At 43.3% G+C, this 15,943-nt stretch carries 12 protein-coding genes; 3 read left to right on the forward strand and 9 right to left on the reverse strand.

Annotation, left to right across the window (positions count from 1 at the left end):
• Positions 1-476: 476 nt before the first annotated feature.
• Complete coding sequence (gene nrdG / locus HXT55_RS06035; RefSeq protein ID WP_004112206.1) at positions 477-1,184, reverse strand: anaerobic ribonucleoside-triphosphate reductase activating protein; 708 nt, start codon at positions 1,182-1,184, stop codon at positions 477-479.
• A 194-nt stretch (positions 1,185-1,378) separates the two neighbouring features.
• Complete coding sequence (nrdD, locus tag HXT55_RS06040; RefSeq protein WP_004112200.1) at positions 1,379-3,832, reverse strand: anaerobic ribonucleoside-triphosphate reductase; 2,454 nt, start codon at positions 3,830-3,832, stop codon at positions 1,379-1,381.
• Positions 3,833-4,115: 283 nt separating this feature from the next.
• Between nrdD and HXT55_RS06045 the strand changes: the two genes are divergently transcribed.
• Positions 4,116-4,538, forward strand: a complete 423-nt coding sequence (locus HXT55_RS06045) for a DUF3052 domain-containing protein (protein ID WP_004112197.1) — start codon at positions 4,116-4,118, stop codon at positions 4,536-4,538.
• A gap of 315 nt (positions 4,539-4,853) precedes the next feature.
• Here the strand turns inward: HXT55_RS06045 and HXT55_RS06050 are convergent, their stop codons facing one another.
• Positions 4,854-6,695, reverse strand: coding sequence for a DEAD/DEAH box helicase (locus HXT55_RS06050; RefSeq protein WP_064623300.1), 1,842 nt, complete (start codon positions 6,693-6,695; stop codon positions 4,854-4,856).
• Positions 6,696-6,964: 269 nt separating this feature from the next.
• Positions 6,965-7,765, reverse strand: coding sequence for a DeoR/GlpR family DNA-binding transcription regulator (locus HXT55_RS06055; protein WP_004112186.1), 801 nt, complete (start codon positions 7,763-7,765; stop codon positions 6,965-6,967).
• Positions 7,766-8,043: 278 nt separating this feature from the next.
• Here HXT55_RS06055 and HXT55_RS06060 point away from each other — a divergent pair, with 278 nt between their 5' ends.
• Entirely contained in the window at positions 8,044-8,241 is a 198-nt protein-coding gene (locus HXT55_RS06060; protein WP_180947411.1) for a hypothetical protein, read from the forward strand.
• A gap of 321 nt (positions 8,242-8,562) precedes the next feature.
• Here HXT55_RS06060 and HXT55_RS06065 read toward each other — a convergent pair whose 3' ends face one another.
• The 3 genes from HXT55_RS06065 to trxA form a co-directional block, all read right to left on the reverse strand.
• A complete protein-coding gene (locus HXT55_RS06065; RefSeq protein WP_004116956.1) occupies positions 8,563-10,221 on the reverse strand; it encodes an MDR family MFS transporter in 1,659 nt (552 codons plus the stop codon).
• Between the two features lie 201 nt (positions 10,222-10,422).
• Positions 10,423-11,427: a G5 domain-containing protein gene (locus tag HXT55_RS06070; RefSeq protein WP_004137936.1), complete on the reverse strand. Its 1,005-nt coding sequence runs from the start codon at positions 11,425-11,427 to the stop codon at positions 10,423-10,425.
• 133 nt (positions 11,428-11,560) lie between these two features.
• On the reverse strand, positions 11,561-11,947 hold the full coding sequence (trxA, locus tag HXT55_RS06075; protein WP_004112182.1) for a thioredoxin: 387 nt from the start codon (positions 11,945-11,947) through the stop codon (positions 11,561-11,563).
• 78 nt (positions 11,948-12,025) lie between these two features.
• Here trxA and serS point away from each other — a divergent pair, with 78 nt between their 5' ends.
• Positions 12,026-13,312, forward strand: a complete 1,287-nt coding sequence (serS, locus tag HXT55_RS06080; protein ID WP_004115791.1) for a serine--tRNA ligase — start codon at positions 12,026-12,028, stop codon at positions 13,310-13,312.
• A gap of 215 nt (positions 13,313-13,527) precedes the next feature.
• On the opposite strand, the gene HXT55_RS06085 is transcribed toward serS, so the two are convergent.
• Both HXT55_RS06085 and HXT55_RS06090 read right to left on the reverse strand, forming a co-directional pair.
• Positions 13,528-14,754, reverse strand: coding sequence for a UDP-galactopyranose/dTDP-fucopyranose mutase family protein (locus HXT55_RS06085; RefSeq protein WP_421792726.1), 1,227 nt, complete (start codon positions 14,752-14,754; stop codon positions 13,528-13,530).
• 56 nt (positions 14,755-14,810) lie between these two features.
• Entirely contained in the window at positions 14,811-15,938 is a 1,128-nt protein-coding gene (locus HXT55_RS06090; RefSeq protein WP_064623307.1) for a glycosyltransferase family 2 protein, read from the reverse strand.
• Between the last annotated feature and the right edge of the window lie 5 nt (positions 15,939-15,943).

Raw genomic sequence — 15,943 nt, forward strand, 5'->3', positions numbered from 1 at the left:
AACACAAAGATAGTTGGCGCTGTAGCACAGCAGAAAGGCATTCGTGTCGACTTGCAGTGAGAATTTCCACATTAATATCAACAATTATGTGAGGAACAATATGAACAGCAAACACGTAGTTCTACTGCCAATAACGCTGCTTTGTTATATTTCGTCAGCTATTTATTTCTTTAAACAATTAAAGGACTTAAAAGACGATAACACTTGTATTAATACTGTTAGTCTCACCATTCAAGCATTCGTCCTATTAATATTACTAATCTATCTTTTATATTTATGCAAAGAAAAAACATACCCAACTGTATATCGTTTACTTACAGTATTTATTAGCATATTTAGTATAATTCTTTTGACAGTTTGCAATACAGATGTTACTAGGTTAATTATATTTAGCTTAACATGTGTATATGTATGCATTCTTATAATCGTCCGCAAACATTGTTAAATATATCGTATGAGTGGCGCATTCAATAGGATTACGAAGCGTCACCTTCGCCTTGCGCACGATCCTTGCCGTAGATTGATGGAATAAAACGCTCTTGATCGTGAAGCTTTTCCCAGATTACAGGCGGATTTTGTGGATTTTCCAGCGACTTTGGCACGTCGATAATTCGCTGATTACTAGAGCCACGGAATTGCAATAGCGAATCGTGAAGATTCTTCATATATCGCCCGTCAACAAGAATGTCAATGTACCGCAATAACTCAAGCTTGTCAGGAGTCTCGCCCGGTCGCATAAGCTCTTCCCAGGTGTAACCAGTCCAACTCCAAATATCTTTTGTATTGCCAAATTCGCTTCTAATACGCTCACATAGTGGAATCAATATGCCAGTGTTAAGCAGCGGCTCACCGCCAAGAAGCGTCAATCCTTGTACATATGGTTGCGCTAAATCTTCCATAATTTGGTCTTCGAGCTTTTGAGTATAAGGGTGACCAGCGCGAAAATCCCAAATTGACTCGTTATAGCATTCAACGCAATGGAATGGGCAGCCAGAAACGTAAAGCGAGCAGCGAATTCCCTCGCCGTCTGTCATAAGAAATCGCTTATAATCAGCCACCATTCCCTTGCTCATGCGCTCACTGGACCACTGCCCTGCGCGAGGATTGTTAGAAAGAGAGGTTGGAATCCACGGTCCACGGTTAACATCTGATGGAGCAAAATCATGTAAACTTATGCGAGCCATAGTCAACCTCCTCTAGCTTTAAATATTTTATTAAATAATCTTAAATAAACTTTTGTTAGATTGTATTAACTTTTGTTAAATAAAATAAAATCCAGCCGTCAAAAAATGCGATCAACATTTTCTAACGGCTAGATATATTACATATCACCAAATAATAAACACAAACTAAAACGTTATTTCACGCTATTCCGCTACTACTTGGTCTCCTCGTACCATTCACGAGACTCACCGTTGTTAAGAACAACATGACCAGTTTCTCCAGACATGTGCTTAACGCGATGAGCGATTTCCTCGTGACGTCCGTGAACCATTGGACGCTGAACAGGATTACCCAAGTAGCCACAAGTGCGCTTAGTAACATTGCACTTATCTGGGTCACTGTTTCCGCACTCTGGGCAGCGGAAGCCTTCTTTAGTCGGTTCAAAATCGCCCTGGAATCCGCAAACGAAGCAATGGTCAATCGGAGTGTTCGTACCCAAGTAGCCAATACCAATCTTGTAAGCATAATCCCAAACAGCCTCCAAAGCTTTAGGATTTGCCTGCAAGCATGGGAACTCGCAATAGTTAATAAAGCCGCCAGAAGCAAGATACGGGAAGTCAACCTCGTAGCGGAGCTTCTCCATAGGAGTTGGCTGCAGCCAAACCGGATAGTGGAAGGAATTGGTGTAGAAGTCGTGATCGGTAACGCCTTCAATACGACCAAACTTCTGACGATCCATGCGGTTAAAGCGATCCGTCAAAGACTCAGCAGGAGTTGAGTAAACGGAATAATGGTAGCCTTCAGCCTTTGACCACTGCTGGCAAAGCTGATTCATTCGGCGAACCATAGAAAGCGCAAATTGCTTGCCATCTTCGTTCCAACTGTGATCTTGCATCCAATCCTTGCCAAAGAACACGGATGTAGCCTCATACAAGCCAATGTAGCCCAAAGACACCGTTGCACGCTCGTTGCGGAACAGCTGATCCACGCTTTCGTTAGCTTCCAAACGACCAAAAGCACCGTAGCGGAACAGCGTTGGAGCATTCACAGGGGTTGCCTGCTTGCAACGCATAATGCGGAATCGCAGAGCCTGATGAGCCACTTCCATACGCTCATTAAAAAGCTTCCAGAATCGGTTCACGTCTCCATGAGACTCCAGCGCAATACGCGGCACGTTAACTGTCACAACGCCAAGATTCATACGACCGTCTTCCACGTCTTTGCCAGTCTTTGGATCAATCCAACCCTGAAGGAAGGATCGGCAGCCCATAGGAGCCTTAAAGGAGCCAGTAATCTTAATAATATTCTCGTAGAACACAACATCTGGATACATGCGCTTAGTAGAGCACTCAAGCGCAAGCTGCTTCAAATCGTAGTTCGGATCGCCAGCATCTGCGTTTACACCATGCTTAATAGTAAACACAAGCTTAGGGAAGATTGCAGTATGACGATCTTTGCCGAGTCCACGAATACGATTAAGCAAAATAGCGCGCTGAATTTCGCGAGCAAACCAAGAAGTACCCAAACCAAATCCAACAGTTACGAACGGAGTCTGACCGTTAGAAACGCGGTTGGAATTAATCTGATATTCCATAGTTTGCATAGCATCGTAAATCGCCTTGCGCGTCATAATCTTTGCGTAAATTTCACGAATCTGATCAAGCTCACTCAAGTTTTCATCAAAAGGAGTATCAGCAGGAAGCGGATCCCTATCCGAACAATGAAGATTCTTAGGCTCCTGAGCCTTCAAACCGTCAATCATATCTTTGGCAACTTCGATCGGCGTAGAATCAGGAATCATGGCATGAGCCATAGCAAGATTCTTATCATAATCGCACTTAGCATAAGGCTCAAGCATCTCGTCTGCACGATTAACTGTTTGACCGCCGTACTGTGCTCCTGCAATATCCTTAATAATCTGCGTAACCTGAGTCGCAGCAGTGCCAATAGACTTTGGGCTATCCATCATAGCGTTTCCAAGAGCAAATCCCTTAGCGAGCATATCACCAAAATCTGGGAGCGAGCAGTTGCTCATGCAAGTAAATGGCGAATAATCAGCATCATGGAAGTGAATATCACCCTTCATATGCGCGTTAGAAACTGCATGAGGAAGCATAGAAAACGCGGAAGCCTTGGAAACAGCGCCTGCAAGAAGATCGCGCTGAGTGGCGTAAACATTGGAATCCTTGTTGGCGTTTTCGCGAACAAGCGACTCATCTCGGTTTACAAGACGATTTACTGCTTCGTTAATATCGGTTGCCTTAGCGCGGTCAATATCTCGGTTTAGACGATAGCTTGTGTAGCAACGCGCAACTTCGTAAAGGTGATTTTCAATAAGACCATGCTCGACAAGAGTCTGAATATCTTCAATCTTTGCAGGTCCATTGTAACGATCCTGAATTTCAGCTTCTATATGGTCCGTAATATCGCGAATCATCTGCTCTTCTTGAGGACCGACTTCTTTGCGCAAGTCCTTAAAAGCGGCTTTAATTGCCATAATAATGTTCATTTGATCAAAATCGACAACGCGACCATCACGCTTTTCGACCTGCACACGAGACTTCTTAGAAGAATCACTATCCGAGATAGAATCAGCCATTTCTACATCAACATCGCTTAGCTGCGATTCTAAAGTCATGTCTTCTAAAGTCGTACCAGAGACCTGCATCCTACAGACCTTTCTTACATCTACAGTTTATTTATCCTGTTATCCATCCTGTTTTGAATAATGACCATTATTCAAAACAACTTGCTCAACTATAACCCAACCTCTGCACAATATCTAGGGAACTTTATTCAAAAAACAAACTATATATAGTGATTTTGGATATTTTCGCGATTTTTGAGGCGTGTCTCGATGCAACCGGAATATATATGCATTCCGTTATCAAGAAACACGCACTAAACTTAAAAATCGCACAAATTCGTGGCACTTTGATATATTGAGTCACGTGGAACAGACAGCTTTTCAACATGCAGAAGAATTTGGCTTCCAACCTGGAGATATCGTACAGCAGTGGCTGTGGGACGATGACGTTGACGATGCAATCTGCGACAATATCGAAAATCTTACTGGAGAAGATCTGGTAGATGAAGATTACGACTCATCTGTTGACGGCGTCATTATTTGGTGGCGCGATGGCGACGATGAGGATGAGTTGGCAGACACGATTATGGATGCCACAAACATGTTAGACGACGAAGCTCCAATGTGGGTTCTAACGCCTAAGCCTGGTCGCGAAGGCTCTCCAAGCTCCAGCACAGTGCAATCCGCTGCTAAAACAGCTGGCATGAATGCTGCAACTCCTTTAACCGTAAGCGAAGATTGGAACGGAATCCGCTTGCGCGCATTCGGCAAGGGTCAGAGCAAATAGCGCAAATAGTCGTCGCTTAGTTAGTTAGCCTACGCGCTTTTTGTAGTGCTTCAGCGCTTCAGCGATTCATAGCACATTATTGACTTAATATTTATGTAGTGCGATTGTATAGCGACACGCCGTAAATCAGGTACAAACGCACTACAGGAATACACCAAATGAAGTAGAGATTCGAGATTTTTCGCAGCGGATGAAGCGTATCGCTCGCGCGTTACAGCGCGCTCACGTCTTCGCTTGCGTTGAAAGCACACCGTGCTTTCAACTTTGAGCAAGCTCAGCGCTCCGAGTTGCCTTCGCGCGCTACGCTTTAAGCGCTCAGGCAGTTCGGAGCGCGCGTTTGCGCAAACCATTGCGAGAATCACGCGAACTGTGAGAATCACGCGAACGTCCGCGTCCTCTGCTTCTTCCTCTGCCTCTGCGCTTTGGCTGCTCTGGCTCTGGCATACTCCAGCCCTCTTGCAAATCCGCCAAATCCCCAACAATTTCTTGCAAAACAGGCGAATCTGGCTTAACGTCTTCTGCCTTAGCATGAATTCCAGCGCGTCGAAGCATAGTGTTCGCCATGCGCTTTTGATTCGGCAACACAAGAGTTACAACATCGCCAGACTCCCCAGCGCGCGCAGTACGCCCAGATCTATGCAAGAACGATTTTGGATCCTCTGGAGGCTCGGTTTGCACCACAAGCGCCACATCGCTAATATCAATGCCTCGAGCCGCAACATCTGTAGCAACTAGAACGCGCACTAGCCCATCAGAAAACACAGCCAAGTGCCTATCTCTCTGATTCTGAGACAAATTTCCTTGCAAATCGACGGCTGGAATACCCTGACTAATGAACTTTTTAGCCATGTTCTTAGCTTGGTATTTTGTGCGAGTAAAGAATATAGAGCGTTTTTTACCAGACGCTAATTTACGTAGAACCTCATACTTATCTCCTGCAGACACTCCAAACACATGATGAGTCATTGTATCTACCTGAGAATCCGCATCATCCACAGCGTGCACAACAGCATTCGGCAAGAAGCGATTTACTATAGCAGCAACTTGCTTATCCAAAGTTGCAGAAAACAGCATTCTTTGACCATTAGGATTTGTCTGCTCTAAAAGCCTTGTTACAGCTGGCAAGAACCCCATATCAGCCATTTCGTCAGCCTCATCTAAAACACTGACTTCTATGTTTTCAAGCGTTAATGCGCCTTGTTTTAGTAAATCTTCTAATCGCCCTGGGCACGCTACTATAATCTGAGCACCTTGCTTTAATGGAGCAATTTGTCTCTGATATCTTACTCCGCCGTAAATAGTAACAGTATGCATCCCATATGCTGCTGCAAGAGGAGCAATCACCTCATCAATCTGATGCACAAGTTCTCGCGTAGGAGCCAAAATCATCGCATGAGGTGCTGGAATATTACTATCTTCGCGATTTTTGTTTTTTCTAGAAGTACGACCAGAATTTATTAAATCAACAAAGTTTTCAGCTAATCTTGCTACAAGAGGAATCGAGAATGCTAAAGTTTTACCACTTCCTGTACGCCCTCTACCAAGTATGTTTGCACCCTGTAAAGAGTCTGGCAGAGTGGCCTGCTGAATTGGAAAAGCTGTGTTTTTACCGTCTGCACGCAAAACGTTAACCAATGGTTCTGGAACACCAAGCTGTGCAAAAGTAACATCATCACTATAGTTTTCTCGAGATTCCACAGCTGTATCTGGAATCATTACGGAATTTTTTGTAATTTCTAGATTTTTCTTTATTGAAGACTCAGTATCAATAGTCGTCGGTTGCTGGCGACTTGTCTGGTGTCTATTGTGGCGACTATCTCTACTCTTCTTCATATTGCGATTGTCAAAATCAAAATCGCGCTTTTTTAAATCGCGTTTGCCAAAATCTTGTTCAGCTTCTTGAATTGCAATCTCTTCATATTGCAAAGCCTTTTCACGAGCACGACTTCTAGCTTTGTCTGCCTTGCGATTACGTGCTTTACGCGCATTAAATTCGTTATTCTTACGATTTCCCTGATATTCAAATGGGTTTCTATTAGACTTATAGCCTTTTTTAGAAAAATTCTTATTAGCTCCCTGACTTACAGCAGATTTTTTACCAGCAGATTTCTTAGCACCTTGCGTTTTAGCAGACGCAGCATAATGAGTATGTGGCACAATAGCCTTTCGTAAATTACTTCAACATAGTTGACATATAATGTTGACAATGCGTAATTACGAACATTCAAAGGCGCAATTACAAATGTAATTGCACAAAATTAATCTACAGACTGCAAAGCAGCAAAAGTGCGCAAAACAAGCAAACCGTGAATCGCAAGCATAAGCCGCGCAACTTTAATGTGTAATCACTACAAAGTCATGAACTAACTGAGCCTAACACAAGCCCCACACAATACGCAATAAGTAATGCAATACTGATCTACAAGCTACTCTTCTTCCAAAGAATCTATTGTAGGAGCAAGAACCAAATTTTTAACAAGCTCACGCGTACGAAGCTGAGAATCCGCATCCAGACAATCATCTGTAATAACAGTATCCACTTGGTCGAAGCGAGCAAACAGTGAAAGCGATGTGCAAGTCCATTTAGTGTGATCTGTTAAAATAATCGTACGATCCGCAATATCCATCAAAGCCATATCTGTAGCAGCTTCAAGAGAATTAGGCATTAGGAATCCACGAGGTAGGCTCACGGAATGAGTGCCCAAAAACACGGTGTTTACGCGCAAAGACGAAACAACCTTATCCGCAATAGGACCAACCAGAGAATTAGATCTAGTAATAACTCCGCCAGTAACAATAACTTCAATATCTTTAGACTCAAGCGCCTGAACAAGCTCTGCAACAGGAATCGAATTGGTTAAAATCGTAATACCAGAAGCTCTGCGAGACTCAAGTAGATGCTGAGCAAATACATAAGCAGTGGTGCCACCACCAATAGCTATAACATCTCCAGGCTGAACATAATCCACAGCTTTGCTGGCGATTGCGTCCTTTAAGCCCATATCCATCTGCGACTTTACCGAAAACAGAGGCTCAGAAAGAAGAGTGTTAGTTGTAACAGCACCACCATGAACTCTTTTTAAAAGACCTTTGTCTGAAAGCTCGGCGATATCCCTGCGAATAGTCATTGCCGAAACACTTAGCTCTTTAGAAAGAGCAGTAATACGCACAGCCCCTCTAGTGCGAAGACGGCTTAAAATCAACTGCTGACGCTGAGAAGAAATCATGTGAACATTATCGCACAACTAAACGCAAAAAACAAACTCAAATGAGCGTTTCTATGTGAAAAACGTTAGGTAGTTAACAAAATTCATAAGAAAATTTTGCAAAATTCAACAAAACGAACAAATGATTATGCAAAATTTACCAATACCAAGTTAGGTAGAGATTCGAGATTTTTCGCAGCGAATGAGATGTATCGCTCGCGCGTTACAGCGCGCTCACGTCTTCGCTTGCGTTGAAGGCACACTGTGCTTTCAACTTTGAGCAAGCTCAGCGAATCGAAGTGCATTCGCGCGCTACGCTATTCCTCACGGCTATTAGTAGCCGTTCGGCTGATTTGGCGCATAAAGTCCACTGGACTTTATGCATTAAGCCAAATCACGCTTTGAAGGAGCTTGAAATGCGTTATGCAATTTCAAGCTCAGTCAAAGCGCTCATGCAAGTCGATTCGCAGTCCTCCGATGGTGATTCGCTGAAGTAGCAAGAAAAAATCGAGAATCTCGGTGATTAAGATATACGCAATTGTTCTAGTACGTAAGAGGGCTGGGTGATTCTTGGTCGAACAATATAAGAGCGGCAGCCGATACCAAATAATCCAAATGATCAACCACTACAAACAAACATCAACCAAAAAACAAAATCAAAGCCAAATCGGAACAACCGCAACACAAGATAACACGTAAGAGGCAGAGCGTTGTGAGACAAGAAACACCCAGCCCTCCTACAACAACAAACAAGGAAGATGCACAATACCAAACAAGAAAGCGCGCAACAGCAAACAAGTCAAAGAGCGTGCAATATATCAGTATTGATGATGCGTGTGATCGTGCATAACGTCTTTATGCTCCGACGCATGAGGAATATGCAAAACGCGCATACGATCAATCGCCTTACGCGCAAGCTGATGAGCAGAACCAGCCCCATCACCTTTAACCCCAAAAATCACAATTAAAGCCATAACAGCCGTAATAATCGCACTAATTCTCAAGGTCCATTGAACACCAAAAATGCTGGCTGCCAAATTATCTGCAGAACCAACTCCAGTAAGCATATGATACCACTGAGTAAAAGTAGCCATAGTAACAACAAGTACTGGAGCACCAATAGCACCCCAAAGCTGTCTCATTGTATTAGTGACTGCAGAACCATCGCCCAACTCACTAGGTTGCAAGCAATTTAAAGACCATGTTGTAACAGGCATAAGCAAAAATCCCATGCCGATTTGTCGCGTAAACTGCCAGATTGAAATCCACCAAATCCATGTGTCTTTATCGATAAGGCTCATCATAACTGTGCCAAAAAGCAAAATAAGAGAGCCTGCCATTGCTACAGGTCGCACACCAAAACGATCGAGCATACGCCCACCAAAATATTGCGAAATTGCCATTCCAAACGCGCCAGGCAACAATACCAGACCACTCATAGTAGCTGAAAAACCACGATCTGATTGAATATACAGCGGAATAACCACCATAATTGAGCTAAACGCAAAGAATGTTAAACATGCGCAAGCGGTGCCAATCGTAAAATAGCGATTCTTCAACACGCTTATTCCAAGCAACGGCTGCTTTCCTTTAACTCGCGCACGCAATTGTCTAATCACAAACCACGTTATTCCACATGCTCCAACAACCATAGGTGACCACGAAAGCGGATTTGAAATGCCATAAGACTCAATGTTTGTGAAACCAAACATAACTCCACCAAAGCCAACAATTGAAAGTCCAACGGAGAAAAAATCCGCCTTAGCAGAGCGATCATGTTCACCGAAATTATGTAAGAAAAGTATGGAAAGAATAATAGAAATTACGCCGATAATTGTAAGAGATAAGAATATAGAACGCCAACCATTAAAATCAGTTTGCATACCACCAACTGTTGGTCCAATTGCTGGAGCAATACTCATTGCCATACCAACGCTACCCATAGCCATTCCTCTACGAGTAACTGGGTATACAGAAAACACAGTAATCTGTAGAACAGGCCACATAACTCCAGTGCCAATAGCCTCTAGAGTTCGCCCAGCTAACGCCATAATAAAATCATTACTCAGCCATGCCATAACTGAGCCTAGAGTAAAAAGAATCATGGAAGTAATAACAATTTGACGAGTAGAAAATCGTCTAGTCAAAAATGCTGTTAGCGGCACCATAATAGCCATAATCAACTGAAAAATAGACGTAAGCCACTGTCCCGTAGTAACACTTATATTAAACTCACGCACAATAGTAGGTAATGCAGCAGTGAGCTGCAATTGCGCAAAATTGCCAATAAAAGTTATAAAAGTTAGAATCGCCAGAGAAACCAAGGCTGCACGCGTAAGACGATTGTTTTTATACGCTTCTTCACCAACAAGAGCATGACTAAGTTTAGACAAGTTCACGAAAGACTTGCAGCTAGCATGCTCACTAGCAAATTCATCACCCTTATTAAACCATGATTTTCTAGGCAATATTGTCACTTAAATTTCCTTCCATATTCACACAACACGCATAAAATAATCAGCGATTATCGTAAAACCAAGAAACATACTTGACTCTACGATAATCGCCTTAAAACAAATCTATAAGTACACACTATGAGTCTGTGCGTCTATAAATCTATAATCCTCACAAACTTACAATTGCCGCAAAATTCATAATAGTAGCAAGTATAATACAAATCAGTAGCTTCTATGAGACAACCAATGCCTGTAGGCACCCTGAATGGAACCGTAACGACCATTGCAATAATTCCAGAACCAACGAAGCTGAGTCTGATAATTAGTCGCCCAGTCAGCACCCATAGAAGACATCTTTCTTCCAGGCAGAGCCTGAGGCAAACCGTATGCACCAGAAGGATTCATAGCGTTTACACGCCAACCTGATTCATGTGAAATAATAAACACTGTAGCAGTAAAATCAGCTTCACTGTAACCGTTAGAAAGAAGCCAAGAATGCGCCCACTCCTGCATTTCACCAGCAGGAACTGTAGTACCAATAGAAGATGCAAAATCTGAATCTACGCTAGCTCCACCTGTGCCAACAAGAATGACCTTATCTTTTGGAGCCTGCTTAACAAACGATACAAAAACGTTAGACGAAACAACTTTATCACCTGCGCGAGTAACAATCTTACTTGTTTCCATCACGCCAGGAGCACCCTGATCCTTAACCTTTTCCGTGCCCTTTGGAAGAGCTGCAGTTTCCTTCTTAACCGTGTTAAAAGCAATCGGTTCATCAGAAGTTTCAAGCTTTGCGCCTGCACGCTTAATGTTGATAACTGTCGATTCAGTTACCTTGGAATCAAGTGCAGGCTCTACAACATCATTAGGCCCAAGAGTAATATCTCCAGCTTCTAAAACAGACTTAACGTTTGTAAAATCCGTGCCAAGAACAGTACGATGACTCCCATTGATATTCACAGTTATGTAAGAAGTAGCGCCTTTTTTAACACTTTTAAGCGAATTACGATACGTACCACGCGAAACCTGATTAGCGGAATCTGTAGCAGAATAAGCAGTTATGTAAGGCTTCGCAGAATGATTCTTTGATGCCGAATAAAAGTTCCTAGACGCAATACCAAGAGTTACTACAGACACAAAACCAACAAAAATCGCTACAATTCTTGCCCACTGACGAACACTCAATGAGGTAAGTGTAACAGTTTTCCTTCGGTGACTTGTCATAACTCTCCTTGGTAGAAGTTAATGCACAAAGCGTAAATCTAAAAATAAATAATCCTCATACAGCTTTTTGCACAAAGTATATATAATTGTAGACTCATGCAAAGAGAATGGCTTAAAATCAAGGTTCTTACTACTATTCCCCATCATTTTCAGATTCACTTGATTCGCTTACAGAATTACCTTCATCATCTTTACTAGGATCGTAAGCCTTAGCTTGATTGACTAAATCTTCTAAATCGGCTGGCAACAAAGCACCAGCCTGACGATAAATAACATCTCCACGTTTGATAACCATAACCGTTGGAACCGCTTTAATCGCCGCAGCACTTGCCAAATCAGGAGACTGGTCTATGTCTACCTTAACGAATGGAACATCGTCAAACTTTTCGCTAACTTGTTCAAAAATAGGACCAAAAGCTCGGCATGGTCCGCACCAAGTTGCCCAAAAATCAACAACAACTATTTCATTAGTACCAGCAATTTTCTCAAAATTATCTTGCGTAGCATGAATAACCGCCATTTTTACCCCTTTTAGTGCAATCACTTATTCATGCCATTATATATGTATCTGTCGCCTTGCGGCACTAGGCTAGAAAACATGCTTGATATCCAATTTATTCGTGAACATGCCGACGTAGTTAAGGAATCGCAGCGCAAGCGTGGCGAGTCCGTTGAGCTCGTCGATGAGGTGCTTCGTGCAGACGACTTGCGCCGCAACAGTTTAAAGGCTTTTGAAGCAGCCAGAGCAGAGCAGAAAGCAATAGGAAAAAAGGTTGCAGCTGCTCAAGATAGCGAGAAAGTCACACTTATTGCTCAGACTAAAGAACTTGCTCAAAAGGTTGCAGAATACAAGGCTGAATCTGAGCAGGCTACTGCCGACTACACTACAGCAATGTGGAAGCTTTCTAACATCGTTGAAGATGAAGCGCCAGAAGGCGGAGAAGACGACTATGTTGTAGTTAAGAAAGTTGGCACACCTCGCGACTTTACTGCAGAAGGCTTTGAACCAAAGGATCATTTGACTCTTGGAACTGGCGTTGCTGGAATTGATATGCGCAGAGGCGTAAAGGTTGCAGGCTCTCGCTTCTACTTCTTGCGCGGTGCTGTGGCTAGATTGCAAATCGCAATGCTTACTATGGCTGTAGACCAAGCCGAAGAGCACGGTTTTACGCTTGCAATTACGCCAACGCTTGTGCGTCCAGAAGTAATGCGCGGAACTGGCTTCTTGAATTCTCACGCGGACGAGATTTATCGCCTTCGTGAGCCAGATGATCAGTATTTGGTTGGCACATCCGAGGTTGCGCTCGCTGGTATGCACGAGGATGAGATTCTTGACTTAAGCAATGGTGCTTTGCGTTATTGCGGTTGGTCGAGCTGCTACCGTCGTGAAGCTGGTGCTGCTGGAAAGGATACTTCTGGTATCATTCGCGTGCATCAGTTCGATAAGGTAGAAATGTTCGTTTATTGCAAGCAGGAAGATTCTCACGCTGAGCATCAGAAGTTACTTGGTATGGAGCAGGAAATGCTTGCTAAGGTGGAAGTGCCTTACCGCATTATTGATACTGCTGCTGGTGACCTTGGTTCTTCTGCTGCTCGTAAGTTTGATTGCGAAGCTTGGGTTCCAACTCAGGGTCGTTACCGTGAGCTTACTTCTACTTCTAACTGCACTGAGTATCAGGCTCGCCGCTTGAATGTTCGCGAACGCATGGAAGATGGCGGAACTCGCCCAGTTAGCACGCTTAATGGCACTTTGGCTACTACTCGCTGGCTTGTGGCTATTTTGGAAAATCATCAGCATGAAGATGGTTCGATTGATATTCCAAAGGCTATGCAGGCTTATATGGGTGGCAAAGAAGTTATTGAGCCTACTAAGTGGGAAGCGTGACTTTACTATAGTTTGAGTCTAAATTTTGTATCTTGACACGCGAGATCATTTAGTTTAGTATCAAATAATCTTCTCCTTTTGGGTTATATGTCAAAAAGTGTATAAAACTGTTCTGATGTATGTTCTTGAAATAGAATTTAGTCAGTTTAGTTTCATACACTTTTTGATGTATAGCTCTTTATTTTTATTTATTTTTATTAATTTATATTTTGCATTTAGTGAGCAATAAGTGGCGCTACTTGCGATTCGTAAGCACGCAAAGCCATATCAATCACGTTGTGCATATCGTAATAGCTGTAAGTGCCCAAACGTCCACCGAAAACAGTGTTAGACTGCGCCTCAGCAAGCTCTGCATAGCGCGCATACAATGCCTTATCTTCCTCAGTATTCACTGGATAGTAAGGCTCGTCGTCGCGAGTTGCAGCGCGAGAATACTCCTGCCACACAACAGTTTCCCCAGCTTTAACGCTTTTGCCTGGCATGAAAGTTGCGCAATCGCTAGCTTCACCACTAGCTTCCCCGCCAACCTCCTCGCGCTCTGGATTAAAGTTCTTAAACTCAATTGCGCGCGTAAACGGAACATCTGCATCCGAATAGTTCATAACTGGGCAGCCAAAGTGGTCGCTCTCCTGGTAACGCACTTCCTTAAAGTCCACAGTGCGCCACTTCAACTCGCCGAGCGCATAGTCAAAATACCTATCAACCGGACCGGTATAAACAACCGGCACTCCAGCCTCCGCCAACGCGTGCTTATTAAACGGCTGCGATTCGTCGAAAAAGTCCACGCCAAGCGAAATGTGAATACGCGGATCGTCAATCATGCGCTGCATCCAAGCTGTGTAGCCGTCCGTTGGCAATCCTTCCCAAGTGTCTTTAAAGTAGCGATTATTGTAGTTAAATCGCACAGGCAAGCGCTTGATAATTCCAGCAGGCAGCTTAGAAGGATCCGTTTGCCACTGCTTTGCCGTGTAATTCTTAATAAACGCTTCATAAAGCGGGCGCCCGATTAAACTAATGCCTTTATCGTTCAAATTCTGCGGATCTTTGCCAGCAAACTCCCCCGCTTGGCTTGCAATCAAAGCCTTAGCTTCTTCTGGCGTATAATGCGCGTGGAAGAATTGGTTAATTGTACCTAAGTTGATTGGCAACGAATACACTTCGCCGTCGTGAGTTGCGTAAACGCGATGCACGTAGTTAGTAAACGTTGTAAAGCGGTTCACGTAATCCCACACGTGCTTGTTGCTTGTGTGAAAAAGATGTGCGCCATACTTGTGAATTTCAATTCCCGTTCGCTCGTCAAAATACGAGTAAGCATTTCCGCCAATGTGACTACGCACGTCAATAATTTCAACGCTTGCGCCAGCGCGTTCTGCAGCCTGCTGAGCTACAGTTAAGCCAAACAATCCTGCTCCAACAACTACTAAATCTGGGTATTCGCTCATTTTCCCACTCATTTCTTGCTTTCTGATTTGCACTTACTCTTCGATTTTTAATTGCATTACTTCATATTTTTGATTTTGTAATCGTAGATTATTTTTTCAAGATTTCTCACACACGCCATAGTAAAACATTGCGCGCGCTGCAAAATCGTAAGCTTTTTAACAGCTGATTTAGCAAATTCTACGTCTTTAACATAATTTTTTTCGTATATTTTTTGGATTTCTGCGTCGCTACTTTTTCCGCCATTAAGCTTATTTTCTCCGCTTTTCAGCGCGCATCGCTCATACCTTAAGTTTCCAACCATTGTGTAGTAGCTTCTTGCTGGCACAACATTGTGCTTTAAGCACAAATCCCAATTTGCTCGAACTGCATCTATATGATCGTGATAAAAGCCCGCGTCTCGCATTTTATGCGTTACGGAATCCTCGCGTTGCAGCCAGTAATACAGCACTTCATCCACATGTGCCACGCAATTCATGCGCGAGTACAGCACGCTTGCCATCGCCGTGTCTTGCGCAAACTTTCCTTCGGGGAATCGCACTCCCTGCCAGATTTCTCGCTTGTAAAGCCTGCACCAATTCGCTTCGTTAAAGTAGCGCGCTTCGCTGTTTTTGCCCAGCTTATTTCCGATTATTCTAAATATTTTGCAAAATACAGTTTGATACGCTTTTAGAGGATTTTTTACGATTTTTATTTGAGTCGCGTTCTCTAAACGCGCGGTTACTTGCGATTTTTCCGTACCCAATCCGCGCGCACCCAAACCAGCTTCTTTTTTAATCTGCTCTAAGCTACTTAGCCCAAATTGACGCCATTTTGCTTTGCTCATACTAGCTCCGCTTTGCAAAATAGCGTTTAGTAAAATCTCAATATTTTTGCAATCTAGAATATCGTCATTGTCTGCAAACGCTATAAATTCCCCACTCACTGCATCAAGCCCTGCGTTCTGCGCACGCGATATTCCGCCGTTTTGTTGGTGTATTACTTTAACTCGCGAATCTTTTGATGCATACGAATCGCAAATTTTACCCGAGTCGTCTTTTGATCCATCGTCTACCAAAATCAGCTCTATGTTTTTGTACGTTTGCGCAAGAATCGAGTCCACGCATCCGCTCAAATATTTTGCAGAATTGTAGACTGGCACGATTATAGAAACTAGCGGATTTTCGTTTTTAGCGTAATTTTCCATTGCTA

Origin of the sequence: Gardnerella sp. KA00718 (assembly GCF_049244285.1) — a bacterium.
Classification (GTDB): domain Bacteria; phylum Actinomycetota; class Actinomycetes; order Actinomycetales; family Bifidobacteriaceae; genus Bifidobacterium; species Bifidobacterium vaginale.